This window comes from Vibrio harveyi NBRC 15634 = ATCC 14126 = KCTC 12724 (assembly GCF_001591145.1).
Classification (GTDB): Bacteria; Pseudomonadota; Gammaproteobacteria; order Enterobacterales; family Vibrionaceae; genus Vibrio; species Vibrio harveyi.
Genome location: NZ_BCUF01000003.1, coordinates 58613 through 84136, shown reverse-complemented (window position 1 = coordinate 84136; position 25524 = coordinate 58613). Strand labels below are relative to the sequence as shown.

General features: G+C 45.2%; 21 protein-coding genes. 4 read left to right on the top strand and 17 right to left on the bottom strand.

The annotated features are described in order from the left end of the window. The first annotated feature begins 133 nt into the window (after positions 1–133). Complete coding sequence (locus VHA02S_RS02495; RefSeq protein ID WP_005447666.1) at positions 134–1501, top strand: Na+/H+ antiporter NhaC family protein; 1368 nt, start codon at positions 134–136, stop codon at positions 1499–1501. A gap of 177 nt (positions 1502–1678) precedes the next feature. On the opposite strand, the gene VHA02S_RS02490 is transcribed toward VHA02S_RS02495, so the two are convergent. Next, positions 1679–2524, bottom strand: a complete 846-nt coding sequence (locus tag VHA02S_RS02490; RefSeq protein ID WP_038898492.1) for a beta-keto acid cleavage family enzyme — start codon at positions 2522–2524, stop codon at positions 1679–1681. Further along, the gene (locus tag VHA02S_RS02485; protein ID WP_038898491.1) at positions 2518–3846 is read right to left on the bottom strand and encodes an aspartate aminotransferase family protein; all 1329 of its coding nucleotides are present in this window, start codon (positions 3844–3846) and stop codon (positions 2518–2520) included. Before VHA02S_RS02485 ends, VHA02S_RS02490 begins: the two co-directional genes overlap by 7 nt. 202 nt (positions 3847–4048) lie before the next feature. Between VHA02S_RS02485 and VHA02S_RS02480 the strand changes: the two genes are divergently transcribed. Then, entirely contained in the window at positions 4049–4435 is a 387-nt protein-coding gene (locus VHA02S_RS02480; RefSeq protein ID WP_227740455.1) for a hypothetical protein, read from the top strand. Between the two features lie 19 nt (positions 4436–4454). On the opposite strand, the gene sufE is transcribed toward VHA02S_RS02480, so the two are convergent. The 10 genes from sufE to VHA02S_RS02430 all read right to left on the bottom strand — a co-directional run bounded on the left by sufE (position 4455) and on the right by VHA02S_RS02430 (position 14436). Further along, complete coding sequence (gene sufE, locus VHA02S_RS02475; RefSeq protein ID WP_005447670.1) at positions 4455–4862, bottom strand: cysteine desulfuration protein SufE; 408 nt, start codon at positions 4860–4862, stop codon at positions 4455–4457. A gap of 13 nt (positions 4863–4875) precedes the next feature. Continuing rightward, positions 4876–6099 (bottom strand): cysteine desulfurase SufS, encoded by a 1224-nt coding sequence (gene sufS, locus VHA02S_RS02470; RefSeq protein ID WP_038898490.1) that lies wholly within the window; start codon positions 6097–6099, stop codon positions 4876–4878. Further along, complete coding sequence (gene sufD, locus VHA02S_RS02465; protein ID WP_038898489.1) at positions 6096–7376, bottom strand: Fe-S cluster assembly protein SufD; 1281 nt, start codon at positions 7374–7376, stop codon at positions 6096–6098. The genes sufS and sufD overlap by 4 nt, the downstream gene beginning before the upstream one ends. After that, complete coding sequence (gene sufC / locus VHA02S_RS02460) at positions 7351–8097, bottom strand: Fe-S cluster assembly ATPase SufC (RefSeq protein ID WP_005447675.1); 747 nt, start codon at positions 8095–8097, stop codon at positions 7351–7353. Before sufC ends, sufD begins: the two co-directional genes overlap by 26 nt. Positions 8098–8103: 6 nt before the next feature. After that, positions 8104–9579, bottom strand: coding sequence for a Fe-S cluster assembly protein SufB (gene sufB / locus VHA02S_RS02455; RefSeq protein ID WP_038898488.1), 1476 nt, complete (start codon positions 9577–9579; stop codon positions 8104–8106). A 48-nt stretch (positions 9580–9627) separates the two neighbouring features. Further along, the gene (gene sufA / locus VHA02S_RS02450; RefSeq protein ID WP_005447677.1) at positions 9628–9999 is read right to left on the bottom strand and encodes a Fe-S cluster assembly scaffold SufA; all 372 of its coding nucleotides are present in this window, start codon (positions 9997–9999) and stop codon (positions 9628–9630) included. Between the two features lie 228 nt (positions 10000–10227). Then, a complete protein-coding gene (locus VHA02S_RS02445; protein ID WP_038898486.1) occupies positions 10228–11496 on the bottom strand; it encodes an O-acetylhomoserine aminocarboxypropyltransferase/cysteine synthase family protein in 1269 nt (422 codons plus the stop codon). A 156-nt stretch (positions 11497–11652) separates the two neighbouring features. Then, positions 11653–12795, bottom strand: a complete 1143-nt coding sequence (locus tag VHA02S_RS02440; protein ID WP_026138334.1) for a lipase family protein — start codon at positions 12793–12795, stop codon at positions 11653–11655. 1 nt (position 12796) lies between these two features. Continuing rightward, positions 12797–13369, bottom strand: coding sequence for a DUF6795 domain-containing protein (locus tag VHA02S_RS02435; RefSeq protein WP_017188494.1), 573 nt, complete (start codon positions 13367–13369; stop codon positions 12797–12799). A gap of 164 nt (positions 13370–13533) precedes the next feature. Next, positions 13534–14436: a LysR substrate-binding domain-containing protein gene (locus tag VHA02S_RS02430; RefSeq protein WP_038898485.1), complete on the bottom strand. Its 903-nt coding sequence runs from the start codon at positions 14434–14436 to the stop codon at positions 13534–13536. Between the two features lie 104 nt (positions 14437–14540). Between VHA02S_RS02430 and VHA02S_RS02425 the strand changes: the two genes are divergently transcribed. Both VHA02S_RS02425 and VHA02S_RS02420 read left to right on the top strand, forming a co-directional pair. Further along, positions 14541–15797 carry a D-amino acid dehydrogenase gene (locus VHA02S_RS02425; protein ID WP_038898483.1) on the top strand — a complete coding sequence of 419 codons (1257 nt, stop codon included), beginning with the start codon at positions 14541–14543 and terminating at the stop codon, positions 15795–15797. A gap of 307 nt (positions 15798–16104) precedes the next feature. Next, positions 16105–17652, top strand: a complete 1548-nt coding sequence (locus VHA02S_RS02420) for an alanine/glycine:cation symporter family protein (RefSeq protein ID WP_005447683.1) — start codon at positions 16105–16107, stop codon at positions 17650–17652. A gap of 125 nt (positions 17653–17777) precedes the next feature. Here the strand turns inward: VHA02S_RS02420 and VHA02S_RS02415 are convergent, their stop codons facing one another. From VHA02S_RS02415 to guaB, 5 genes are all read right to left on the bottom strand, one after another. Further along, positions 17778–18371 carry an acetate uptake transporter gene (locus tag VHA02S_RS02415; RefSeq protein WP_005447690.1) on the bottom strand — a complete coding sequence of 198 codons (594 nt, stop codon included), beginning with the start codon at positions 18369–18371 and terminating at the stop codon, positions 17778–17780. 182 nt (positions 18372–18553) lie between these two features. Continuing rightward, the gene (locus tag VHA02S_RS02410; RefSeq protein ID WP_038898482.1) at positions 18554–20248 is read right to left on the bottom strand and encodes a chitinase; all 1695 of its coding nucleotides are present in this window, start codon (positions 20246–20248) and stop codon (positions 18554–18556) included. A gap of 201 nt (positions 20249–20449) precedes the next feature. Continuing rightward, positions 20450–21973, bottom strand: a complete 1524-nt coding sequence (locus VHA02S_RS02405; protein WP_038898481.1) for a Na+/H+ antiporter NhaC family protein — start codon at positions 21971–21973, stop codon at positions 20450–20452. 301 nt (positions 21974–22274) lie between these two features. Further along, positions 22275–23828, bottom strand: coding sequence for a glutamine-hydrolyzing GMP synthase (gene guaA / locus VHA02S_RS02400; protein WP_005447693.1), 1554 nt, complete (start codon positions 23826–23828; stop codon positions 22275–22277). 126 nt (positions 23829–23954) lie between these two features. Beyond that, on the bottom strand, positions 23955–25418 hold the full coding sequence (gene guaB / locus VHA02S_RS02395) for an IMP dehydrogenase (protein WP_005447694.1): 1464 nt from the start codon (positions 25416–25418) through the stop codon (positions 23955–23957). Positions 25419–25524 lie beyond the last annotated feature (106 nt).

Genomic DNA, 25524 nt, shown 5'->3' with positions numbered 1-25524 from the left:
GATATGTTATGTGAGCTTTTTTTCTTGGTCTTTTCGATTAAAAATAACCAGCCATTTAGACGTCTAGACGTTGACAAGTCTTTGGTGTCAGATTAGTCTGCTCGCCTTATTTGTTGATTATGTTGTCGTTCACATGTCTGGTTCTAAAAATTCTAATAAAGCAATCGCACCATCAGCGGTCGCACTTTTACCTTTAGTGCTATTCCTTGCGCTGTTTATTGGCGTGGGCACTTACTTATCCTTGCAAGGCGTTGATTTCGCCTTCTACCAACTGCCAGCGCCTATCGCGGTATTGCCTGCTGTGATCCTTGCGCTCATCCTAAGCAAAGACAAACTCAATCGCTCTATCGAACACTTTATGCGTGGCGTTGGTCATCAAGACATCATCGCGATGTGTATGATCTACCTGCTTGCCGGTGCCTTTGCTGCAGTTGCAAAAGCGTCTGGCGGCGTAGATGCGACAGTTAACCTTGGTCTTTCTGCGATTCCAACCAGCATGATCTTGCCGGGTATCTTCCTGATTTCTGCATTTATTGCGACAGCGATGGGCACCTCAATGGGTACCATCGCAGCAGTTGCGCCTGTTGCTCTGGGCATTGCTCAATCAGCAGGTATGAGTCTTCCATTGACTGCTGGTGTAGTACTTAGCGGCGCAATGTTTGGTGATAACCTTTCTATCATCTCAGACACCACAATTGCGGCAACCCGTTCTCAAGGCTGTGAGATGAAGGACAAATTCAAAGAGAACATCCGTATCGCACTACCAGCAGCACTGGTTGCGCTTGTGATCTTCGCCTTCAACAGCACAGCGACTCAAGTACCAGAAACCGGTCCTATTGAATGGTTGAAAGTGCTGCCATATGTGACGATTCTTATCCTTGCTGTATCAGGCATGAATGTGTTTGTCGTGCTTACTATTGGTATCGTTTTGGCAGGCGGCGTGAGCTTGTCTTCTATCGATGATTACGGTCTAACCAACTTCGCGCAAGACATCTACTCAGGCTTTGGCAACATGCAAGAGATCTTCCTGCTATCCATGCTGATTGGTGGTCTGAGTGAGCTTATGCGTCGCCAAGGCGGTCTCGCGTTTCTAACTAACCTAGTGAGCGGCATCATCCGTACGTTTGGCTCTAGCCACTCGAAAGAAGCAAATGGTCGTGCAAGTGAGCTCGGTATTGCTGGTCTGGTTTCGATGGTGAATACCTGTACCGCCAACAACACCGTTGCCATCATCGTATCAGGTAGCGTGGCTCGTCAGCTGGCAGAAGAGAACAACGTTTCACCGCGTCGCTCTGCAAGTTTGTTGGACATTTTCTCGTGTGTTATCCAAGGTGTATTGCCATACGGTGCGCAAGTTCTGCTATTGGGCTCGGTATTTAACCTTTCTCCACTAGAAGTTGTCGCGAATTCTTATTACTGTTTCGCGCTTGCAATTGCAGCTATCGTGGCGGTGTTTATCAAGCATCCGGCACGTCAGCCTGTCCCTCAGACTGAAAGCTAAAATTAACTTTGAAGAAGGGCTCCGATTGGAGCCTTTTTTGTGTCTTAAGAAAAGAAGCGATTCCCTACTCGCTCCTTCGCCGCTCTAGATAATGACGCTATGTAAAACCAAGCATCAACCAAGGCTAATTCCGTCATTCTCGAGAAGGAGGAACGACTGAGTCGGGAATCTCTCAAATCAACTACCACTCAGGCTAAGGCGAAAACTCTCCGCATCATGCAGGGGCACATCGAGCAATTCACAAATCTCTTTCAATCGCCGAACTTGCTCTGCATTGCTTTTCGCGAGCTGACCATCCGAACTCAAATGGTTGTTCTCAAAGCCTACCCGAACATCCAATCCCAGTAACATTGCATGGGTTAAACTGTCTTGCTCTCTCACGCCAAACGCGCACACGGCACACCTAACATTCTCTTCGATAAATCGCTCCAAATGCAGTGCCCGTAAATTCCATGGTGAAGATTGTTGAGCCTCATGATATCGACCAAGTACCACTAACGCGTGTTGGTTTTGCTTTGGTAAAACACCTCGCTCTCTTAGGGAGAAATAGCGCTCGATGTCTGCCTGATCATACAAAATGATTTGGCTGAGAATGCCCTGAGAAGCGACCCAATCAAAAAAGACAAGACCTTGCTCCTCACTCTGCTCATCAGGAATCAGTTCACGCAAAGCAAAAGAAGCGGCTTCTGGTTTTACCACTTTGATCAGCGCCATTTGCTGTTGTGGTGAATACATACCAACAGCCTCAGTTGTGAGCTGAACAATCATCGAATTCCCAACCGCAGCTTTCACCGCGTGGTAGATTTCTAAGTTGTCATCAACCTCTAGAGAATGCCTGCCTTGCACATCTCTCGCGTGCAAATGGATCATGGTAGACCCTGCCGTTTGACATGCTTTCGCCTCGGCAACTATTTCTTCAGTATTCATCGGCAATTGAGCATGGTCTTGTTTGTTTTTTCTCGCTCCATTAGGCGCAACAATAATCGCAATTCGAGCTCTTTCTGTAGGGGAATTTATTACCATGTTTGCGACACCTCTCTGAGTGTACGAGTGAGCTTTTCCACCAGCTCGTCAATGTGGCTTCGCTCGATGATAAAAGGCGGTGCCAGAAGGATATGATGCCCATTGATACCATCAATCGTGCCCCCCATTGGATAGCACATCAGTCCATTTTCCATCGCTTGATGTTTGATCTTTTTGTCTGCCAAAATTGAATTAGGCAGAGGTATTTTACTTACTTTGTCTGCCACAAGTTCAATGCCAAGAAACAGTCCTTTACCACGAATATCCCCAATATACGGGAAGTCTGAAAGCGCTGACTCGAGTTCTCTTTTTAACATTGCTCCTTGTTGGTTGACGGCTTGCAGGAGCTTTTGGGCACCGATGGTCTGAATGGTTGCAACGGCAGCAGCGCATGCGACGGGATGCGCCATAAAAGTATGCCCATGTTGAAAGAAGCCACTACCAGACGCGATTGCTTGATAGACTCTGTCATTGGCAACAACGGCTCCGATAGGTTGATAACCCGCACCTAATCCTTTCGCCATGCAAACTAAATCTGGGACGGCTTGCTCTTGTTCAAAAGCAAAAAAGCTACCGCTACGTCCAACGCCACACATCACCTCATCCATGATCAGCAACACATCATAGCGATCGCAAATCTCTCGTATTCGTTTGAAGTAACCTAGAGTGGCAGGTACTGCGCCAGCTGTTGCGCCAACAATCGGCTCTGCAACAAACGCCATGACGTTATCCGAGCCCAGTTCTAAAATTTTAGCTTCAAGTTCATTGGCAGCTCTCAGTGAGTAATCGAGCTCTGATTCACCTTCTCTTTGATGACGATAGGCATAGCACGGCGCAATGTGATGGCTTGGGTGCAAAATGGGTTTAAAAGGCTCACGCCGCCATTCGTTACCACCAACAGCCAACGCACCAAGCGTATTACCGTGATAACTTTGCTGGCGAGCAATAAACTGCTTTTTCTCTGGCTTACCACATTCCACAAAGTATTGTCTTGCCATCTTTAGTGCAGATTCAACCGCTTCAGAGCCCCCACTGACTAAGTAGACGTGATTGAATTGCGATGGCATTTGCTGGCAAATCAACTCAGCCAACTGCTCACTTACTTCACTAGTAAAAAAGCCAGTATGAGCAAAAGGTACTTTTTCGATTTGATCGAGCATGGCTTGTTTAATTGCTTGGTGGCTGTGCCCAAGGTTTGATACGGCAGCGCCACCGCAAGCATCGAGATATTGATTACCTTGGCTATCGAACAGATAAACCCTTTCCCCTCTGGCGATAGTAGGCAACTTGGCGTGACAATGGCGGTGAAACACATAAGACATGAGCGTCCCTTCCTCGTGACTATTTGCTAAGCATAGTCAGGAAGATGCGATTTATACGCAAGGTAAGAAAAGTGCACCGCGATGAGCATTTGGAATAGACACTGGAGTAACGATAAAAACGCATAAGAAGCCTTGATTTATAAATGATAATAATTATCATTAAGATTAAGTAATAGATGGAAGGTGTTTTATGGATTGCGTGATGACATGGCTAACTGCAGAGATTGACGACTATAAGGATAGATTACAAACGGCCACTTCAGAGTTCTTTCTTGCAGAGATGAATCTTAATCGTCATGGTCCGTCTGAAAAACGGTTATCAGAATATTATCATGCGAGTCTCGACGTCGCCCTGACTGCTCGTGATAGCGGTGATGATATGAGTTATCTACTTTGCCTAAAAAAGCTCTACACCAGAATGATGGCTGAATTGAATGACACCAATAACGAGCTTTGCTGCCGCTCCCAATGCAAAGCCTACGCGCTTGATTCACTCAATCTCACTTGTCAACTCTACAAAGGCTATGACGTGATGGACAAAGCCAAGATCCTTCGCACTGACTTTGCCAAACGCTCGTCCATTACCTAACACAGAAGCTCTGCGGAAATCACGCCATCTCTAGCGCTTGAACTTGCTTAAAAATACTCTTAACCATAGCTTCAATGCCTTGGTTTCTGGCCGGAGTTAATTGTTGCTGTAAACCTAACTCAGCAAAAATGCTTTTAATGTTAGTCTCCAACAACTGCTTCGGTGTTTTATCTTGCAATAACAAGCACACCACAGCGACAAGCCCTTTCACTAAAGCCGCGTCGCTGCTACCCAACAATTGCACTTTTCCTTGTTCTACTTGTACCTGAATCCATACTTGGCTTTGACAGCCGTAAATGGCGGTCTGTTCAGTCTGTAACGCTTCTGGTAAACGAGCAAACTTCTCGCCAAGCGAAATGATGTATAAGTACTTATCTTCCCAATCAATACATCGATTGAAGTTTTTAATTAATTGTTTTTGGTCCACTGCTTTCTCTTTCCTATCCGACTAACAAGGTATGGATACGTTTTAGACTAGAAACCAAAACATCAATATCTTGTTGATTATTATATAAAGCAACCGATGCACGACACATCGCAGGTACTTGGTAGTATTTCATCAGAGGTTGAGCGCAATGATGTCCCGTTCGAATCGCAACACCGTACTTATCTAAAAAGCTACCCACATCAAAGGCATGCACTTGTGCAAGGTTGAATGACACTACGCCGCAGCGCTCTTGAGGACCATAAATGACAATATCCGGCACCGTCTTTAATTGATCGTAGAGGTAGTCAACCAATGCTTGTTCATAGCAACCAATCGCTTCAAATCCAAGATCGAGCACATAATCAATCGCACACCCCAAACCGATAATGCCTGCAACATTAGGAGTGCCAGCTTCAAAACGCCATGGCGCGTCGTTATAAGTGGTTCCTTGGTAAAGATCGACCTCTTTTATCATCGCGCCGCCACCTTCCCACGGAGGCATAATATCAAGCAGCTCTTTCTTCGCGTATAACACCCCTACCCCTGTCGGACCATAGAGCTTATGCCCTGAAAAGACATAGAAGTCGCAGTCAATTTCTTGTACATCGACCGCTTGGTGCATCACTGCTTGTGCCCCATCTACCAGCACTCGGGTGCCATTCTGATGAGCCAACTCGATGATATTTTTGACCGGATTAATGGTACCAAGCACATTAGAGACGTGGGTGACCGCTAATAAGCGAGTACGCCCAGTCATCAGCGTTTTCAGCGTATCCAAACTCAAGCTTCCATCGAGCTCTAGCGGCCACACCACCACTTTGATCCCGATGTCTTGTTCTAGCATTTGCCAAGGCACGATATTGGCGTGATGCTCCATTTCAGACACGATGATCTCATCACCTTCCGTCAACTGCGCTTTCGCATAAGCATTCGCAACAAGGTTAATGCCATGCGTGGTTCCATGAACAAAAACCACCTCTTCACGCAGCTTGGCACTAATGAATTGCTGAACCTTATCACGCGCTTGTTCCATCAAGTCTGTCGCATGAGCACTCAAATGATGGATTCCACGATGAACCGCTGCGTTTTCATGTCGATAAAAGGTGTCGACTCGTTCAATCACGACCGATGGTTTATGTGCACTTGCTGCGCTGTCTAAGTAAACCAAAGACTTGTTGTTCACTTCCTGATGTAAGGTTGGAAAGTGTGCTCGTTGCGCTGTTATGGAAGAGCTCATGCATTTACCTCTGCTAGCTTGGACTCTATATGCTGTAAAACCAGCGTACGAATAACGTCAATATCAATCGCCTCTGCGACTTCCGCGGCAAAGGCAAGGGTGATCAATTGTTCAGCTTGGTGCTTTGGTAATCCGCGAGCCTGCAAATAAAACACCTGCTCTTTGCTCAATGCTCCTGTGGTAGTACCGTGACTGCACTTCACGTCGTCCGCATAGATCTCCAGTTGAGGCTTACTGTTGACCTCACACGCTTTACTTAGCAACAAGTTGTGATTGTCCATTTGTCCGTCAGTTTTGAGCGCATTTGGGGCGACTTTGATCATGCCGTTAAATACTGCTTTGCCTTGCTGACTGGCAATAATTTTGTGCAGTTGCTGACTCGTGCAATGCCCTTTGTTGTGTTCAAGGTAAGTACGCGTGTCGTACGTTTGCTGATGGCTAGGTAGCGCTAGGCTGTTGATTTCAATCTCTGTATTTTCGCCATTTAACTGGCAGCTGGTGTGGTGGCGCGTCAATTGACCAGCGAGCAAAAAGGTCTGGCTTGATACATTTGCATCTCGTCCAACGAAAAGATCATTGTGAGCAAAATGGTAATGTTCCACAGAACCCAAGCAGAGCTTGTAATGGGTAAGTTCAGCATTGTCCGAAACCTCCATCGTAAGTCGCGAACCGGAATAACTTGCTGCCACACGGTTGCCATGACAAGCAGAAAGAAGGTGCTCAACAATTTTAACTTCGCTACTTTGTCCGACTTTTAGGTGTACGCGATGATGTGCCATACCACCTTGAGGTCGAGACTCAATTTGCATCAAGTAAATAGGCTTGGCTACGGTATGTTTGGCATCGACCTCAATCAACAAAGTCGTATCGGAAAATGCTTCCGTGAGATGCAAAAAGATTTCTGGTGCAATCGCGGCAGGCAACGCTTGTTTTGCATCACCATTAAGTAAAGAAAGTCGAAATGCCTCGCCATCAATATCACTCAAATTAGGTTGGAACTGACCATTCACAAATACTAACCTTTCTGCATCCATATCAAGCTTGTGAGCCTGAACGAAAGCCATCGATACATCAGTCTCACGCTGGCTGGAAAAATCAATGGCATCGAAGCCTTCAAGCGAGGTGTATTTCCAATCTTCATGCTGACGAGTCGGTAATCCTTGTGCTAATGCGGCTTGCCAATGGTATTTGGCAACCTCATCTAACGCAGTCAGACGAGGCTTTAAATAGTCACTGAATGGCAATAGACAATTACTCCTCTCCGGTGAGCCAACCATAGCCCTTCTCCTCTAACTCAGCCACCATAGAGAAATCACCCGATTTGATGATTTTTCCTTGATACAGCACGTGCACAAAGTCAGGTTTGATGTAATCAAGAATGCGTTGGTAATGGGTCACAATGATGAAAGAACGCTTGCCGTCTTTTAGGCTATTTACGCCATTAGCAACTTCTTTAAGTGCATCAATATCTAATCCAGAATCGGTCTCGTCCAAAATGCAAAGTTGTGGGTCAAGTACCGCCATTTGCAAGATGTCATTACGCTTCTTTTCTCCGCCAGAAAAGCCGACGTTTACCGAGCGAGAAAGTAAGTCTTTCGGCATATTGAGAAGCTCAATTTTCTCCTCAATTAAATCCGCAAGTTCAAAGCGTTCCAATTCCGGAAGTTCACGGTATTTTCGCACCGCATTCACTGATGCTTGTAAGAAGAGATGGTTACTCACTCCCGGAATTTCGACAGGGTATTGGAATGCCAAGAACACGCCTTCGCCTGCACGTTCATCAGGATCTAATTCCAATAAATCCTTGCCGTTGAAATCGACAGATCCATCGGTAATTTCGTAGTCTTCACGTCCCGCGAGCGTGCTTGCCAGCGTGCTTTTACCGGAACCGTTTGGTCCCATGATGGCGTGAATTTCTCCAGGGTTAATCTGAAGATTGACTCCTTTTAGAATTTCTTGTTCTTCAATTTGGGCTTTTAAGTTGTTAATTGTTAACATTTTTCATTATCCAACGCTGTGTTCTAAGCTGATTGCCAATAATTTTTGTGCTTCTACGGCAAACTCCAGCGGTAATTCGGAAAACACATCCTTACAAAAACCGTTCACAATCATTGAGATCGCATCTTCTTCAGCAATGCCTCGTTGTGAACAGTAAAACAGTTGGTCTTCACCAATTTTGGTTGTGGTTGCTTCATGCTCGACCTGAGCGGAGTTGTTTTTTACTTCAACGTAAGGGAAGGTATGCGCCCCACAATCCGGACCGATGAGCATCGAGTCACATTGAGTGAAATTTCGCGCATTTTCAGCGCTCGGTAAGATCTTCACTAATCCGCGGTAGCTGTTTTCACTGTACCCAGCGGAGACGCCTTTTGAGATGATGGTGGACTTGGTATTTTTACCGATATGGATCATCTTAGTGCCAGTGTCAGCCAACTGCTTACCCGACGTTAACGCGATGGAATAAAACTCACCGATCGAGTTATCCCCTTGGAGAATGACGCTTGGGTACTTCCATGTAATGGCAGATCCCGTTTCGGATTGAGTCCAAGACATCTTTGAACCATCGCCTTTGCACAGCGCTCGCTTGGTCACAAAGTTGAGGATACCGCCGTTGGTATCTTTGCCTGAGAACCAGTTTTGTACGGTCGAATACTTCACGTAAGCATCTTTGAGGACGATCACTTCTACCACCGCAGCATGCAGCTGGTAATTATCATGCGATGGTGCCGAACATCCTTCGATATAGCTGACATAGCTGCCCTCATCAGCAATCAAAATCGTACGTTCAAATTGACCTGTTTTTGCAGCATTGATCCGGAAATAGGTCGAGAGCTCCATAGGACACTCAACACCTTTGGGGATGTAAACGAAGGTGCCATCCGACGCAACGGCAGCATTTAGCGCAGCAAAGAAGTTATCTTCTGGCGGGACGACTGTCCCTAGGTACTCTTGTACTAGCTCAGGGTACTTGTGAATCGCTTCGCTGAATGAGCAAAAAATGATGCCTTTCTCTGCCAATTTTTCACTGTACGTGGTTTTGACCGATACGGAGTCAAAGATTGCATCAACAGCGACTTCGCTTCCCTCACGAACTGGCACACCCAGCAGGTCAAAAGCTTGTTCGACTTCTTTAGTCAAAAACTCCGGGTCTTGCGATGCTTCATCGCCAGCACAAGTATCATCGCACTGACCACAAGATGGCGCGGAATAATAGCTATAATCTTGATAGTTAAGCGGATCGTAGTGCGCTTTTAACCAATGCGGTTCCTCCATGGTTTGCCAAATTCGAAACGCCCGAAGTCGGAACTCCAGCATCCATTCAGGTTCGTTTCTTTTGGCAGAAATCGCACGTACAACATCTTCATTGATGCCTTTTGCGAACTGGTCTGTCGCAATATTGCTGTAGAACCCTTGTTTGTAACTATCATCATCAACCCAAGCTTGAACATCTTCTTGGATCTCAATACCACTTTGTGTCATTGTCGGTACCATTTAAAACCAGCCACTGCCCTAGAGCAGTGCTCGCTTTTACACATTAAAACTTTCACCACAACCACAAGCACTTTGTACTTTAGGATTGTTGTACTGGAACATCTGGTTCAACCCTTGTGAAATGAAGTCCACTTCTGTTCCATCGAGATAAGGCATGGCATCAAGAGGCACAAATAACTTGGCGCCGAGATGCTCATATACAAGATCGTCAGCGATGACTTCATCCACGGTGGACAGTACATACGCGTAGCCCGCACAACCTGAAGGCTTAATTGTGAGTCGCAAGCCACATAGAGATTCGTCTTTTTCGAGCAGCTTGTTAATTTGATTGGCAGCTTTATCGGTCAGAGTTAGCCCTTGCCAACTGCTGCTTGGATCGAAGCTGTCTACTGAGTTGAGTCCCGACATGACTATTCACCTATTTAAAAACAAACACTGAGAATGATAGTTATTATCATTTATCCATTCAACCATAATGAATTTATGGGATTAAGGCATGCTGCTCGGTCACAATTTGGAATAGAAAACGAAATGGGGTTTGAAAAAGAAATAGGGTCTGAAATGAAAGTTGAATATCGACGGTGTCTTCAAAAAGCAGCCCTATCAGAGAGCTGCTTTTCACTTTTAATTCAATAATTAAGCATTAAAGGCTTGTTCAAGGTCTACCAAGATGTCATCAATGTGTTCAATACCGACGGACAAGCGAATCATCTCTGGGGAGACGCCCGCTTGCTTTTGCTCCGCTTCACTCAATTGACGGTGCGTAGTCGACGCCGGATGGCATGCAAGCGATTTTGCGTCACCAATGTTCACTAAACGCTTAAAGATCTTCAATGCATCGTAAAAGCGCACACCAGCTTCATAACCATCTTTCAAGCCAAACGATAATATCGCTGATGGTTTACCTTGCATGTATTTTTCTGCCAATGGATAGAATTCCGACGTAGGTAAACCCGCGTAGCTTACCCAACTCACTTTCTCGTGCTGGCTTAAGTATTCCGCGACTTTCAGCGCATTTTCGGTATGACGCTCCATACGCAGCGACAGCGTTTCCAGCCCCTGCATCAGCATAAAGGCATTCATTGGTGACAAAGCAGAACCAGTATTACGCAAAGGAACGGTACGAGCACGACCAATAAAAGCCGCCTCACCAAATGCTTCGGTGTAAACCACGCCGTGGTAAGAAGGCTCAGGCTGATTAAATACTGGGAAGCGATCTTTATGCTGTGCCCACGGGAACTTCCCTGAATCAATGATGATGCCACCCAGCGTCGTACCATGCCCACCAACATACTTAGTGAGCGAATGAACCACGATGTCGGCACCAAATTCGATTGGCTTGCATAGCACTGGAGTTGCGACCGTATTGTCTACAATCACAGGCACGCCCTGCGCATGAGCCAGTTCGGCAACACGTTCTAGGTCTATGATGTTCCCTGCCGGATTACCGATGCTTTCACAGTAAACCGCTTTGGTATTCTCATCGATAAGCTCAGCAAGACTTTCAGGCTTATCGTCCTTGGCAAAACGCACTTCAATACCTTGGCTTGGCAACATATGCGCAAACAAGGTGTAAGTACCACCATATAATTGAGGAGTAGAAACGATGTTATCGCCAGCTTGCGCGAGCGTGAGAATAGCGTAGTTAATTGCCGCACTACCTGCACTCACAACCAAACCAGCAATCCCCCCTTCCAACGCTGCCATGCGTTTTTCCAACACGTCATTGGTTGGGTTCATAATACGAGTGTAAATATTGCCCGGAACTTCAAGGTTGAATAAATCCGCACCATGTTGCGCATTATCAAACTCATACGCTACCGTCTGGTAAATCGGTGTCGCTACTGATTTGGTTGTTGGGTCGGTTTCGTAGCCAAAATGGATCGAGAGTGTTTCGTCTTTCATGCATCTTCCCTGAACTATTGAGTGAATGGTTATTCTTTTATATTGCCGATTTTTTCAACAAAGAAAAGCAGTTCAAGTCACAGGGAGAGGAACTAGGTTTTAGAAAGACTTTATTGTAAAACAAAAATCGCCTCGCTTGAGGCGGTTTATAGATGATTAAAAAGTACTTTTTAGTGCAGCTTTAACCGCCTGATTCAATTTGTTTAAAACCAATTCGAATACCCAGCGGATAAATGAATAGGTAAACTTAATCGCGATCTGAGCTCCCTTGCCCGCAAATACCAGCATATGACCAAGTAAGCCTTTTACACGTTCTGCAAATTCACTTGATAATTCTGAGATCTTAACCATTGAACGAGCAATAGCATCATAGATAGTTGAAATCGCCGAGCCTATATTTTGCGCAGCAAAGACTATAGAAGCACACCCCCCATCAATTAACAATGTCAGGATTGCAGCTGAGATTTTGTCTGCCCAAAACTCATTCGGTCTGGTTTCAAGCCGATTGTTATAATTTAAGACTACCCTTTCAAAGGGATAGGCAACCTTCTGGGAATAGATTTTTTCCCAACTCTGAAATTCCGTCAATTGAGCATAACGCTTCATATCATGAGCTTTATGATCTAGACCCTGTTGTCTGCTCGATAAATACTCCGAACCATTGTAAGGAGTGTGATAGAAAGGCCACACAGGAACTTTAGGTACAGGGTCAGCACCATTAACACATCTAAAAATACTATCTAGACGTTGAGTTGCATTCATAGAGAAACTTTTTCCACCTACTCTGGGAGCACCAAATGTATAAAGGTGAACTTTTGCATTAACTTCAGGAAAAGATTTAAGCCAGTTCGCGGCTAAAGTGGCTAAAGCACCACCAAGGCTATGACCCACACAGTGAATATTTAGTAATTTATCTGACTTACTGGTTTTCACGAAAGCTCTAATTTCAGGAACCATAGAATTAAAGGTTCCTTGAAACCCATTGTGTACTAGCTCTCCAGAATGTGTACCTCTATGGTTTGCCGTCATATTAGTCAATGCATCAGCAAGTGTTTTAGTGCCTCGAAAAGAAAGTACGATATCTCTCTTATAAATTTCACTAACCCCTTTACCTACAACGATGAAACCTGAAGTAGGGCGATAAAAAAAGCCTCCAGAAGTTCCTGATATCACGTTGCTAATATCAAACTTAAAGTGGGCCTTTGTGTTTTTTTGTAGAGAAATACTTTTTCTTTTTAATCTTGCTTGATAAGCAAGAGTTGCAATATCTGATGCAATTGTAGGTGATAATACACTCATATTAATCCTCTGACGGTAAGTCATTTGTTTCTTTAATCAGCTGTTCATTTGTATAACCTTTTAATCCTTCCCAACGACAAACCGAGACTAGAGGTAGATATATTCGCTCTCCACTTTGAGGTTCTCTGAACTCATAATTGAGTTCCTCTTGATTTAGTTCACAGTTAAGAGCCAACAATAATTCAGATACAAAAGGAATTGGCTTTGCATGCTTAGTAGCGTTCCACAGATAAACTTCCTTGCCTTCTTTTAAGATATATATTTCTTGAGCTACAACGAAGTTTTGCCCGAAAACATCTTCTGGCGCTCTCGAACGAACCTGAAAATTAGGAAAATAAAACTCCCCTTTTAAGCCAGTTATTGCCTCATCGGAGATTTTCTCTCCATCTTTGTAACCTTCGTAGAATAAGTCCCGATGAACCGTTAACCCCGCTTGCGGTACGCCATCAAGTGTGATGACACCACGAACTTCTGGAGACATTTCCACATCGTATTTTTTAAACGGCCAAAACATTGCGCTTGCTCCTACCGAAAATAGAGCTAAGGCTAATATAAGAGAGTTTTTTTTAGCCATAGTCTTTCTCATCCATTGATTAATTCTTGGATGATATGGAAAAAGAGGACGGAGTGAGAGGAGTTAATAAACGGAAGACAATTTGTGGGAAGCAATTCGAAGTATCATGTAATTAAGAAATTTATTTTTATTATTTCTTAAACACTCGTGCCAATTGGCTCTCTCTACATTGATAATTGAACTTGTTGTAAAAGCCACTTTTTAAATCGTTCGGTTGGTTCGCTTTTCGTGTTAATGATCAAGTAGTACCCTGCGTTGGCATCAACGGGTTCAAATGGTGAGACCAAACGACCATTTTTAAGTTCATCCTCCACCAGCGCCATACGTGCCATCGCAATACCAACGCCGGCTTCAGCCGCGGACATCGCCATATCCGTTCGATTAAAAAAATGCCCAGAATCCGTTTTAAAGTCTAGCCCCATACTTGATGCCCAATAGAGCCACTCATAGTCACGCGGCGCTTTATCCCATGGCATAGCATCGTGCAATAACGTCGCATCTCGCCATTGCTCTGGTGTCGTTTTAGGTGTTTTTAGCCACCCATGATCCTCAAGGTATTTGACACTCATCACTGGAAGAAGTTGCTCATCAAGAATCCGCTTCGCGTTTTTGTCTCGATACGGGTGCGGACCATAGTCAATTGCAACGTCGTAATCCTTCAGCTCACTATTCACAAGCGCTCCCTCTGCAAAAATCTGTACTTGCAGGTCGGGGTTATTTAGGTGGAAGCTTTCAAGCCTAGGAACCAGCCATTTAAATGCAAAAGAAGGTGTCAGTTTGAGGCGAATTTCATTGTGGAGCTTTTCAATCTGTAGCTCTTCAAGTGCTTTCCTAAGTTCAGAGAAGTGAAATTGCGAAGTCTGAGATAACTGCAAACCTTTAGGTGTCAGCCTAATTCCTCGCGAATGGCGTTCAAACAAAGTAAAGCCTAGTTGCTCTTCCAACTGGATAATTTGCTGGCTAATTGCGCCTGTCGTCAAGTGCAATGCCTTTGCTGCACTGGTAAAACTGTTGTGTTCCGCTACTTGGTTAAATAACCACAATCCACTTACGACACTACTTTTCATCCTGAGCCTATAGTTTTTCTAAACGCTGGATGTAATTTATATCGATTGTTAACAAAAGGTAAAGAAGACAAACTGCGCACATCGAAAATGTGTGGAGCACATCAATGGAAGTCATCGTATTAGGTAGTGGTGTTATCGGTTTGACCTCAGCTTGGTATCTAGCTCAAGCAGGTTATCAGGTCACCGTGATCGATCGCCAACCAAGCAGTGCGATGGAAACCAGCTTCGCCAATGCAGGACAAATCTCTTACGGCTACTCCTCACCATGGGCAGCCCCAGGCATTCCACTCAAAGCCGTGAGATGGCTAACCGAAGAGCATGCCCCACTCAAAATAAAACCGTCTCTCAGCCCAGAGCTTATCCGCTGGGCTACGAAAATGGTGTCTAATTGCACCTTATCTCGCTATCAGATCAACAAAGCACGAATGCTATCCATCGCCAATCACAGCCGCACTTGTTTAGAGCAGCTAAGACGTGATCATGCGATTGAATACCAAGGTCGCCAACTCGGAACGTTACAAGTATTTCGATCTCAACAGCAGTTAGACGCCATAGAAAAAGACCTTAAGTTGTTAGAACAAAGCGGTACACGTTTTCAGCTAATGAACGTCGAGCACTGCATCAAACAAGAGCCTGGGTTAGCGTTAGTAAAAGAAAAACTGGTCGGTGGGTTGTACCTACCCGATGATGAAACCGGAGATTGTTTCCAGTTTTGTCAGCAGTTAACTAAGCTGGCGAAAGCTTATGGTGTCAGGTTTGAATTCAATACAGAGGTAAGCAATTGGGTTACCATAGGCAAAAAGGTCATGGGTGTCCAAACGGATCGTGGTTTATTTAAAGCAGACCAGTTTGTACTTGCTTCGGGCAGTTACTCAACGGCGTTACTCAAGCAGCTTGAGATTGATATTCCGATCTATCCCGTCAAAGGGTATTCACTGACGGTTCCGATTGAATGTGAACAATTTGCACCGCGATCTACCGTCATGGATGAGACCTATAAAGTGGCAATGACACGCTTTGACGATCGCATCCGGGTCGCAGGGACCGCTGAACTTGCGGGCTTTGATCCTTCATTACCGCAAAAGCGCAAGAATACGATTGAAATGGTGATTCGAGATTTATTTCCGCAAAGTGCCGATTTCACTCAAGCCGAATTTTGGACAGGATTTCGCCCCATGACGCCCGATGGTACACCCATCATTGGTGCGACCCCTTACGACAATTTATTCACGAATACCGGACATGGAACGCTAGGTTGGACCATGGCTTGTGGGTCAGGACAACTCCTTGCCGACATTATGATCGGTGCAGAAAGCAAAGTAACAAATCACTCAGAATTGAGCCTAAGCCGTTACGCCTAAACACCTGCAAACCATTTCAAATAGAACATTATTCCACATGTTGAATAGCATTCAGAAGATATAACTTCCATATCTCGCAGCATATTTTCATGACAATGTGCTGCATATTCAATCAATTCATTGTCATTTCCAATAAAAACCACACACAAACATAACAAGAACCAATTTTTAACAATATTTAACCATTCTGTGTTCATCATCACGCTACAAAGGATTTTTAGTCAAAAAGGTTAACAATTACATTACAAAAAAGGGTAATGTGTTGTACGAAAAACAACCACAACCGTAACAAACAGGGAAAATACTCATGCAGTCATTAGTTGATTTTCTGAATGGAATTATCTGGAGTCCGGTACTGATTTATTTGTGCCTTGGCGCTGGTTTGTTCTACTCGATCATGACGCGCTTTGTGCAGATTCGTCACTTCTTTGAAATGTGGCGCTTGCTACTTTCTGGTAAGAGTTCAACCAAGGGGATTTCATCATTTCAGGCTTTGGCCGTTTCACTATCTGGCCGTGTAGGTACAGGTAACATTGCAGGTGTTGCAGCCGCTATCGGTTTCGGTGGTCCAGGTGCTGTTTTCTGGATGTGGGTTGTCGCCTTCTTTGGCGCAGCAACCGCATACGCAGAATCAACACTCGCACAGATTTATAAAGAAGAAGACGAAGGCGAATTCCGCGGTGGTCCAGCTTATTACATCGAAAAAGCAATGGGTCAAAAGTGGTACGCTTGGATCTTCGCTATCGCAACCATCTTTGCATGTGGTGTTCTACTTCCTGGCGTTCAATCGAACAGTATTGGTAACGCAGTAGAAGCAGCATTTGGCTCAGGTGACATGATTGAAACCGCTATTGGTACCTTCAGTTTCGCTAAAATTTTCACTGGTACGGTTGTCTGTGTCATTCTCGCTTTCATTATCTTTGGTGGTGTGAAACGAATCGCGAACTTCACTCAAATCGTAGTTCCGTTCATGGCTCTGGCGTACATCATCACAGCATTCGTTATCATCCTACTTAACATCGGTGAAATTCCACGTATTGTTGGCATGATCATTGGTGATGCATTCACACCGATGGCGGGTATTGGTGCTGCGATTGGTTGGGGTGTAAAACGTGGTGTTTACTCTAACGAAGCAGGTCAAGGTACTGGTCCTCACGCTGCAGCAGCAGCAAGTGTTGATCACCCAGCACAGCAAGGTCTGGTTCAATCATTCTCTATCTACATCGATACACTGCTAGTGTGTTCAGCAACCGCATTTATGATTCTTATCACGGGTGCGTACAACGTACACGGTGCAGTCGAAGGTGCGTTCTTAGTACAGAACCTTCCAGCAGATATCGGTGCAAATGGTCCTGTATTTACGCAAATGGCGATTGAAAGTGCCCTTCCGGGTGTGGGTAAACCATTCATCGCAATTGCTCTGTTTTTCTTCGCCTTTACAACGATTTTGGCGTACTACTACATCGCAGAAACCAACATCGCTTACATCCGTCGCACAGTAAAAGTAAACGGTCTGATGTTTATCTTGAAGGTCATTCTGATCTCAGCGGTATTCTACGGTACGGTTAAAACAGCTAACCTTGCGTGGGCAATGGGTGACGTAGGCGTAGGTCTAATGGCATGGCTAAATATTGTCGGCATTCTGATCATCTTCTTCATGTCTAAGCCAGCACTAAAAGCTCTAGCTGATTATGAAGAGCAGCAAAAACGTGGGGTTACAGAGTACACATTCAACCCTGTTGCGCTTGGTATCAAAGGTGCTGACTACTGGGAAGAAAAGTACAAACGTAAAACAGGCAAGGCGCCTACAGCGGATAGCGACACGGCAGAAACAGTAGAACAGCCATCTACCTAATGCCTCATTAACCTCCTCCCCCAGCAGGTTGGCGGGTATATAAGAAAAAGCAGTGGTCCGAAAAGGACATTAAAAAAGGGTTAGCCAGTGGCTAACCCTTTTCTTTTGCATTCAATTCGAAGCGATTATGCTGCGATTTCTTGCGTTGCAACTTGAGGCTTTTGCTTTTCGCCGATTGGAAGAACCGTGCGACCGTACTCGTTGTTTAGTACTTGAGCCATTGCGAAGTAGATTGCGCTTGCACCACAGAAGATACCTTCAAAGCCTGCGATAGTGCCGATCAGCTCACTACCAGTAAAGTCACGTGCAGCTAGTAGGAAGAACAGGATAGTAAGAGAACCAAATACGACTTGCTTCGCTACTGGGTAGCATAGAGAACCAATAAACATGAAGCCAGTGAAGATGCCCCATAGTAGTAGGTACCAACCCATAAAGTGTGCTGGGCTTGCAGGAAGACCCATGTAAGGCATTACGATTAGACCAACCAGTGTTAGCCAGAACAGACCGTAAGACGTAAATGCAGTCGTACCGAAAGTATCACCACGTTTGAAGCACATCATGCCAACAAGAACTTGGCTAAGACCACCGTAGAAGATACCCATTGCTAGGATCATTGAGTCAATTGGGAAGAATCCTGCGTTGTGGATGTTAAGCAGAATCGTGGTCATACCGAAACCCATTAGGCCTAGCGGCGCTGGGTTAGCCAGTTTAGTAGACATGTAAGCGTACCTGTTTTCAAAAATGTTGATAAAAATTGCGCGCGAATTTTAATGGACTAAAAAACAAAAGAGAAAAGACGTTATTGGAAACTTAGATTGCACAAATAGGCAATCAAATGAATAAAAAAAGACCCTACTAAAAAGCAGAGTCTTTATAGATACTTAGACTATTTATTGTTCAATCACTGGCAAGAGATCTCATCCCAGAACCAGTTACTCTGGGTTGGCGTTTCCCATACACCCGGACCGTTTTTCGCAATAAAACACTTACCTTGATAAGTCACTTTGTCACCATTGGCTACTTGAGTGACACCTGGTTCCCATGCGATAAAGTCCCCTGAAACAGGAGGCTCTGTCACCGGTGGTTCGGTTACTGGAGGCTCAGTTACTGGTGGCTCTGTCACAGGAGGTTCAGTCGTTGGTGGCTCGGTTGGCGTGCCCGAAACGAGCTTCCAAGGGTCACCTTTGGTCGGCTCATTGCCTTGTGACCACCACTTAGCTTCATATACCGCCCCCTTGTAAGAGACTTGGTCGCCTGTGTTATAAACCTTGCCAGCATCCCATGCAGCAACACCACCTACAGGTGGGTCAACCGGATCGACTGGGTCTAGTTTGTCGACAATGCGTACTTCAGGCCAACCCGCGTGAGATTGGTAGAAGTTGGTAACACATTTCTCGTAATCTCCTGCTACCAGAGCCGAATATGCGGTTTGGAAGCCAACCAATTCACACTCAAATGAATGACCCCCAGGGCGATCTGAGTAGTACTTCCAGTTACCATCCCAGTTGGTGTAAAGCACATCAGTCGCACCGTTAAGGTTTAAGCTACCGTACGGCGTTTGTTGCCAACAAGTATTGGTTTCATCAGCTTCGATAGGAATTTGATAATGCGCTGCTAAACCTTCCCAGTAACGAATACGGTTAACAGGCTGACCTTTGTCTTTGTTTTGCTCGCCACATTCAATACCGCCATTGATGACGTTGATAGTGGTACCAAAACCGTAACCAATGCCCGCATCGATCTCACGTTGCGATGGCACCCATGTACGATCAATTACGTGTAACATCGCTGGTTTTGGCGCTTGAGGGGTTAAGAAGAACCAAATTGCAGAAGCCAAGTTCAACCAAGAGTCAGCGACTAAACCCGGATTCTTCAGCAGCACCGATGCATCGCCATCAAACATTACTTCAGAGAATGCGCCATAGTTAAAGTGGTAAGAAAGCTGTTTGGCACCACGCCCAAAATACCCTTGACCAGGTTCGCATGGCCAGCGCTTATTTTGCCAATCGTTCTGACCACAGCCTGTGGTGTAACCCTCTTGACCTTCAGACCATCCCATTTCGCGTACATGCACGAGTGCCTGCTGCCACTCTTCTAATGCAAGTGGGTTGTCTGATACGTTATCAACCGCAATGTGACCACCAGTTTCTTGAGCAAAATGCGCAAATGCTGTCACGATGGATTTCTTACAGATTGCGTCAGAGTCTCGACCATCGGTGTACTCACCACAGAATGCAGGGAACTTACCTATCGCACGTAAGAAACGAGTATAAGTGTATTCAGGCGCAGCCATTTGCGTTAGGAAGTCCCACTCACTTTCGGGGAATACACGTTCAACACGTTTAACGTTTTCTGGGTTACCTGCTGCGCCCGGTACGATAGCTTCTACAACGCTGTTCGGACGAGTCTCTAACGCCTGTGCCCAGATGGCATACATTGGGTCAGATGTTTTGCTTTGCTCAACCGCTTGAATGTCACCACGAGCGATCACGTAGCCATTCGGGTTTTGAGGATCAGGTTGGATATTCATACTGGCATGAGCTTGTGCCGCGAGCACACAGCTTAATGCAAGAGGCAGATGTTTGAGTGCAAACATGTCTAATCTCCGTATTTATCAATACAATATACAAGGAATAACTAGACACATAGTGGATCATGTAGAAAAAACGCCGAGTAAAGCCCATTCATTCTGCGACGCAAAGTTTATAAATAAATACTGTTACACAGCGGGTATCACAAAAACTGTTACCTTGACTCAAAACAAAACGGGAGAACCTTCCCCCGTTTTTATTCTTGGTTATTGGTTGGCTGTTATCGACTCTAAAGCCTGCGAAGATTTCTGTTTAGAAAGCAATAAATAGACAGCAAACTGAACCACAACCGCCACCAGTACAATCACAGGCGAAGCCATTACCCCAGCGACAAGAAAACTTGCTAGGGCAATGGCACCATTAAGCACCGCATAAGGTAATTGAGTTCTAAAGTGTTCGTACTGCTCGCAACCAGCACCAGTCGAAGACAAGATGGTGGTTTCAGAAATTGGCGAACAGTGATCACCAAATAGACCGCCAGACAGAACCGCACCAATACACACCAACAATGGTGCATCAATCGCAACTGCAGTTGGGATAACCAACGGCATCATAATAGCGAATGTCCCCCACGACGATCCTGTTGCGAACGAAATAATACCAGCTAACAAAAATGCCACCGCTGGCAATAACCAATAAGGGAAACCAGCCTGCGCTTGTTCTGCAATGTACGCCGCTGCGCCAAGCTCCTTGCCAACCGAACTCAATGACCAAGCAAGAACCAAAATCACCGCAACGGACATCATGTTCGACATCCCTTTTAGGTAAACCTGAATGCCATCAGAGAACTTTCTCACGCCATAAAACGCCATCAAGCTAATTAGGGTAATTGCAGCAAAGAAATACGCCGACGACAATGCAGCACGGAAGGTCGAGCCTGCGACTTTCTGAAATGGAAAACCGTGAGGCACTAGAATCGAGCAAAGCACAACTAGCATGACGAGCAGCGGTGCCCAAACAAAACTTGTTTTTGAATTTTTATGCTCAAACACATTTAATGAATCTTGCACTTTTCCAAAATCAGAACCCTGCTCTGCAAGCTGTTCGGCTTTCGCCATTGGTCCAAAATCCAGCTTGAAGAAAGAGACAATCGGAACAATCGCGATCGCTAAAAAGGCATAAAACTGGTAAGGGATCGCGCCAATAAAAGCATCCCAATCACTGATACCTACATCCAGTGCAGCAAACTCTTTTTGAATCAGGCTCATGATATAAACGCCCCAACCGATGAAAGGGATGAGGATCGCCACTGGGGATGAAGTTGAATCGATGATAAAGGCTAGCTTCTGGCGAGAGACTTTCAGTTTATCAAAAAGAGGACGAAAGACAGGACCAACAATTAACGGTGTACCAAGGTCTGAAAAGAAAATAACAACGCCGCCAAACCAAGCAGAAAGCTGTGCTTGGCATTTGCTTGCAACCCACTGAGTGACCTTTTTAGCGAACGCCACGCCACCGCCAGATTTCTCCATCAAGGCAACAAAACCACCAATGAAAACCAAAAGAAGGATGACGCCCGCATTGTAACTGTCAGTCAGTTGCGGCAACAGGTAACTTTTCATCAGTGCGCTAAACGAATCGAGCGGACCTTTGTCAACGAATGTGCCTTCTAACATAGCCACACCGCTAACAACACCGGCAAAAAGACCTACAACAACGTTTCTTGTAGTTAGCGCAAGGACTAACGTAATAATGATGGGGATGAGGGAGGTAACATCTGCCTGTTCCATAGCAATACCAACTTTAATATTTAAACACTAAAAATGAATATACATTCAACAATGTCGCATGTATATATTTTCTAATAAAAAAGTTGAGACCTGCGTTCACACTTTTCAGGCATAAAAAAACCAGCCCGAAGGCTGGTTTTACTATTTTAATCTTTACGTCAAGTACTCCAACTAATTCCCAAAATAGTTGGAGTTGCAACTAGGCGACAAGCCATTTCAGCCCTATGAGCATAGGTTTACTATGTGATTAGGGTGAAATGGACAAATCAACAACGTTGCTACTTCAAATATGAAGGGAATATTATTCCCATTCGATTGTCGCTGGTGGCTTACCAGAAATGTCGTAAACCACGCGAGAAATACCGTCAACTTCGTTGATGATACGGTTAGAAACCTTACCTAGGAAGTCGTATGGTAGGTGTGCCCAATGCGCAGTCATAAAGTCGATAGTTTCTACCGCACGTAGAGATACAACCCAATCGTACTTACGACCATCACCCATTACACCTACAGAGCGAACTGGTAAGAATACCGTGAACGCTTGAGATACTTTGTTGTATAGGTCTGCAGCGTGTAGCTCTTCAATGAAGATAGCGTCTGCACGACGTAGCAAGTCACAGTACTCTTTCTTGATTTCACCAAGAACACGAACACCTAGACCAGGACCCGGGAATGGGTGGCGGTAAAGCATGTTGTACGGAAGACCAAGCTCTAGACCGATCTTACGAACTTCATCTTTAAACAGCTCACGTAGTGGCTCAACAAGACCCATTTCCATGTCATCTGGAAGACCGCCCACGTTGTGATGTGATTTGATCACGTGCGCTTTACCAGTCTTAGATGCAGCAGATTCGATAACGTCTGGGTAAATCGTACCTTGAGCTAGCCATTTCGCGTTTTTCAGCTTCTTAGACTCTTCATCAAATACGTCTACGAATACGTGACCGATTGTCTTACGCTTCTCTTCTGGATCCGATTTGCCTTCAAGTGCTTTTAGGAAACGTTCTTCAGCGTCAACTTTGATGATGTTCAAACCAAATTGGTCGCCGAACATATCCATTACTTGTTGACCTTCGTTTAGACGAAGAAGACCGTTATCTACGAATACACACGTTAGCTTGTCGCCGATTGCACGGTGAACTAGCATCGCTACTACCGATGAATCAACACCACCAGATAGACCTAGGATAACTTCGTCGTCACCCACTTGCTCTTTAATACGAGCAACCGCGTCTTCGATGATAGATTCAGAAGTCCAAAGACGCTCACAGCCACATACGCCAAGAACAAAGTTCTCTAGCATTTGTAGACCGCCTTTCGTGTGCGTTACTTCTGGGTGGAACTGAACGCCGTAGTACTTCTTCTCTTCGTTCGCCATCGCAGCGTACGGACATGTGTCTGTCTCACCAACTTTCACGAAGTCAGCAGGAATTTCTACTACTTTGTCACCGTGGCTCATCCACACGTCTTGAGTTAGCTCAAGATCTTTAAATAGTGCAGATTCACCAGAAACTTTAACTTGTGCGTAGCCAAATTCACGTTCTGTAGAACCCGCTACTTTACCACCTAGCTGCTCAGCCATAGTTTGCATGCCGTAACATACACCTAATACTGGCACACCAGAGTCAAATACATATTGAGGAGCGCGTGGAGAGTTATCTTCCGTTACGCTTTCTGGACCACCAGAGAGGATAATACCGTCTGGATTGAATTCACGAATATCCGCTTCTTCAACGTCCCAGCTCCACAGTTCACAGTAAACACCGATTTCACGTACACGGCGCGCTACTAGCTGAGTGTACTGAGAACCGAAGTCCAAGATCAGAATACGTTGGTCATGAATATTTTTAGTCATTTTGAGCAGTCTTATAAGCTAGGTTATTAAAACGGAGGCGAGTGTACTCGCCTCTTATTAATGCTTCAAGGAAAAAAGCAAACGTTTACGTCGAGTGTATAGGTTTTATTTTTACAACAGTAAAAATTAACCGCGACGGTAGTTTGGAGCTTCCTTAGTGATTTGAACGTCGTGTACGTGTGATTCAGCCATGCCCGCACCTGAGATACGAACAAATTCAGCTTTAGTACGCATATCTTCAATCGTTGCAGAGCCAGTAAGACCCATGCTTGAACGTAGACCGCCCATTTGTTGGTGTACGATTTCTTTTAGACGACCTTTGTATGCGATACGACCTTCGATACCTTCTGGTACTAGCTTGTCTGCTGCATTGTCAGACTGGAAGTAACGGTCAGATGAACCTTGAGACATCGCACCAAGAGAGCCCATACCACGGTAAGACTTGTAAGAACGACCGTTGTAAAGAATCACTTCACCCGGTGCTTCTTCTGTACCTGCGAACATTGAACCAACCATCACACATGATGCGCCAGCTACGATTGCTTTACAGATGTCACCAGAGAAACGGATACCGCCGTCAGCGATAACTGGGATACCGAATGAGTTAGCCACTTCTGCTGCGTCTGCGATTGCTGTTACTTGAGGAACACCAACGCCCGTTACGATACGAGTAGTACAGATTGAACCAGGACCGATACCCACTTTCACAGCGCTAACGCCCGCTTCGATAAGTGCTTTAGCACCAGCACCTGTCGCAACGTTACCGCCGATGATGTCTAGATCTGGGTAAGCTGCGCGAGTTTCGCGGATACGGTTTAGTACACCTTCAGAGTGACCGTGTGAAGAGTCGATAAGTAGAACGTCAACGCCCGCTTCAACTAGAGCAGCAACACGCTCTTCGTTACCAGCGCCAGCACCAACGGCTGCGCCAACACGTAGACGACCGCGCTCATCTTTACATGCGTTTGGTTTACGTTCTGCTTTGTGGAAGTCTTTCGCAGTGATCATACCGGTTAGTTGGAACTCATCGTTCACAACCAATACTTTCTCAACGCGTGCTTCGTGCATCTTCTCTTGCACTTCTTCACGTGTTGCACCTTCTTTTACTGCTGCAAGGTTTTCTTTTGCTGTCATTACTGAAGACACTTTCTTAGAAAGGTCAGTAACAAAGCGCACATCACGACCAGTGATAATGCCTACAAGCTCGTTGTTCTCTGTGATTACAGGGAAACCAGCGAAGCCGTGTTTTTCAGTCAGTGCAACCACGTCAGCGATAGTCGCTTCAGGGCTAACAGTTACTGGATCAGAAACGACACCAGCTTCAAACTTCTTAACTTTACGAACTTCAGCAGCTTGCTGCTCAATAGACATGTTTTTGTGGATAAAGCCAATGCCACCCTCTTGCGCTAGCGCGATAGCTAGACGAGCTTCTGTAACAGTGTCCATAGACGCTGAAATCATTGGGATGTTTAGGGTGATGTTCTTAGTCAACTGAGTGCGAAGATCAGCTGTGTTTGGGAGAACGGTGGAGTGAGCTGGCACGAGTAGTACGTCATCGAATGTCAGCGCTTCTTTGGCAATTCTTAGCATTTGCAATATCTCACAATTAGAGGAGTAAAAAGACAATCCAATCTCATCGTTTCGCGTAATGAGGGTAACCAGTTTTAGGTTGTTGGCTACATTTGGATTAGATATT

What these genes read in the sequence shown, in the direction of transcription:
- VHA02S_RS02495 (WP_005447666.1), top strand. Translation starts at nt 134, where the DNA reads ATGTCTGGTTCTAAAAATTCTAATAAAGCAATCGCACCATCAGCGGTC.
- VHA02S_RS02490 (WP_038898492.1), bottom strand. Translation starts at nt 2,524, where the DNA reads ATGGTAATAAATTCCCCTACAGAAAGAGCTCGAATTGCGATTATTGTT.
- VHA02S_RS02485 (WP_038898491.1), bottom strand. Translation starts at nt 3,846, where the DNA reads ATGTCTTATGTGTTTCACCGCCATTGTCACGCCAAGTTGCCTACTATC.
- VHA02S_RS02480 (WP_227740455.1), top strand. Translation starts at nt 4,049, where the DNA reads ATGACATGGCTAACTGCAGAGATTGACGACTATAAGGATAGATTACAA.
- sufS (WP_038898490.1), bottom strand. Translation starts at nt 6,099, where the DNA reads ATGAGCTCTTCCATAACAGCGCAACGAGCACACTTTCCAACCTTACAT.
- sufD (WP_038898489.1), bottom strand. Translation starts at nt 7,376, where the DNA reads ATGGTTGGCTCACCGGAGAGGAGTAATTGTCTATTGCCATTCAGTGAC.
- sufC (WP_005447675.1), bottom strand. Translation starts at nt 8,097, where the DNA reads ATGTTAACAATTAACAACTTAAAAGCCCAAATTGAAGAACAAGAAATT.
- sufB (WP_038898488.1), bottom strand. Translation starts at nt 9,579, where the DNA reads ATGACACAAAGTGGTATTGAGATCCAAGAAGATGTTCAAGCTTGGGTT.
- sufA (WP_005447677.1), bottom strand. Translation starts at nt 9,999, where the DNA reads ATGTCGGGACTCAACTCAGTAGACAGCTTCGATCCAAGCAGCAGTTGG.
- VHA02S_RS02445 (WP_038898486.1), bottom strand. Translation starts at nt 11,496, where the DNA reads ATGAAAGACGAAACACTCTCGATCCATTTTGGCTACGAAACCGACCCA.
- VHA02S_RS02440 (WP_026138334.1), bottom strand. Translation starts at nt 12,795, where the DNA reads ATGAGTGTATTATCACCTACAATTGCATCAGATATTGCAACTCTTGCT.
- VHA02S_RS02435 (WP_017188494.1), bottom strand. Translation starts at nt 13,369, where the DNA reads ATGGCTAAAAAAAACTCTCTTATATTAGCCTTAGCTCTATTTTCGGTA.
- VHA02S_RS02430 (WP_038898485.1), bottom strand. Translation starts at nt 14,436, where the DNA reads ATGAAAAGTAGTGTCGTAAGTGGATTGTGGTTATTTAACCAAGTAGCG.
- VHA02S_RS02425 (WP_038898483.1), top strand. Translation starts at nt 14,541, where the DNA reads ATGGAAGTCATCGTATTAGGTAGTGGTGTTATCGGTTTGACCTCAGCT.
- VHA02S_RS02420 (WP_005447683.1), top strand. Translation starts at nt 16,105, where the DNA reads ATGCAGTCATTAGTTGATTTTCTGAATGGAATTATCTGGAGTCCGGTA.
- VHA02S_RS02415 (WP_005447690.1), bottom strand. Translation starts at nt 18,371, where the DNA reads ATGTCTACTAAACTGGCTAACCCAGCGCCGCTAGGCCTAATGGGTTTC.
- VHA02S_RS02410 (WP_038898482.1), bottom strand. Translation starts at nt 20,248, where the DNA reads ATGTTTGCACTCAAACATCTGCCTCTTGCATTAAGCTGTGTGCTCGCG.
- VHA02S_RS02405 (WP_038898481.1), bottom strand. Translation starts at nt 21,973, where the DNA reads ATGGAACAGGCAGATGTTACCTCCCTCATCCCCATCATTATTACGTTA.
- guaA (WP_005447693.1), bottom strand. Translation starts at nt 23,828, where the DNA reads ATGACTAAAAATATTCATGACCAACGTATTCTGATCTTGGACTTCGGT.
- guaB (WP_005447694.1), bottom strand. Translation starts at nt 25,418, where the DNA reads ATGCTAAGAATTGCCAAAGAAGCGCTGACATTCGATGACGTACTACTC.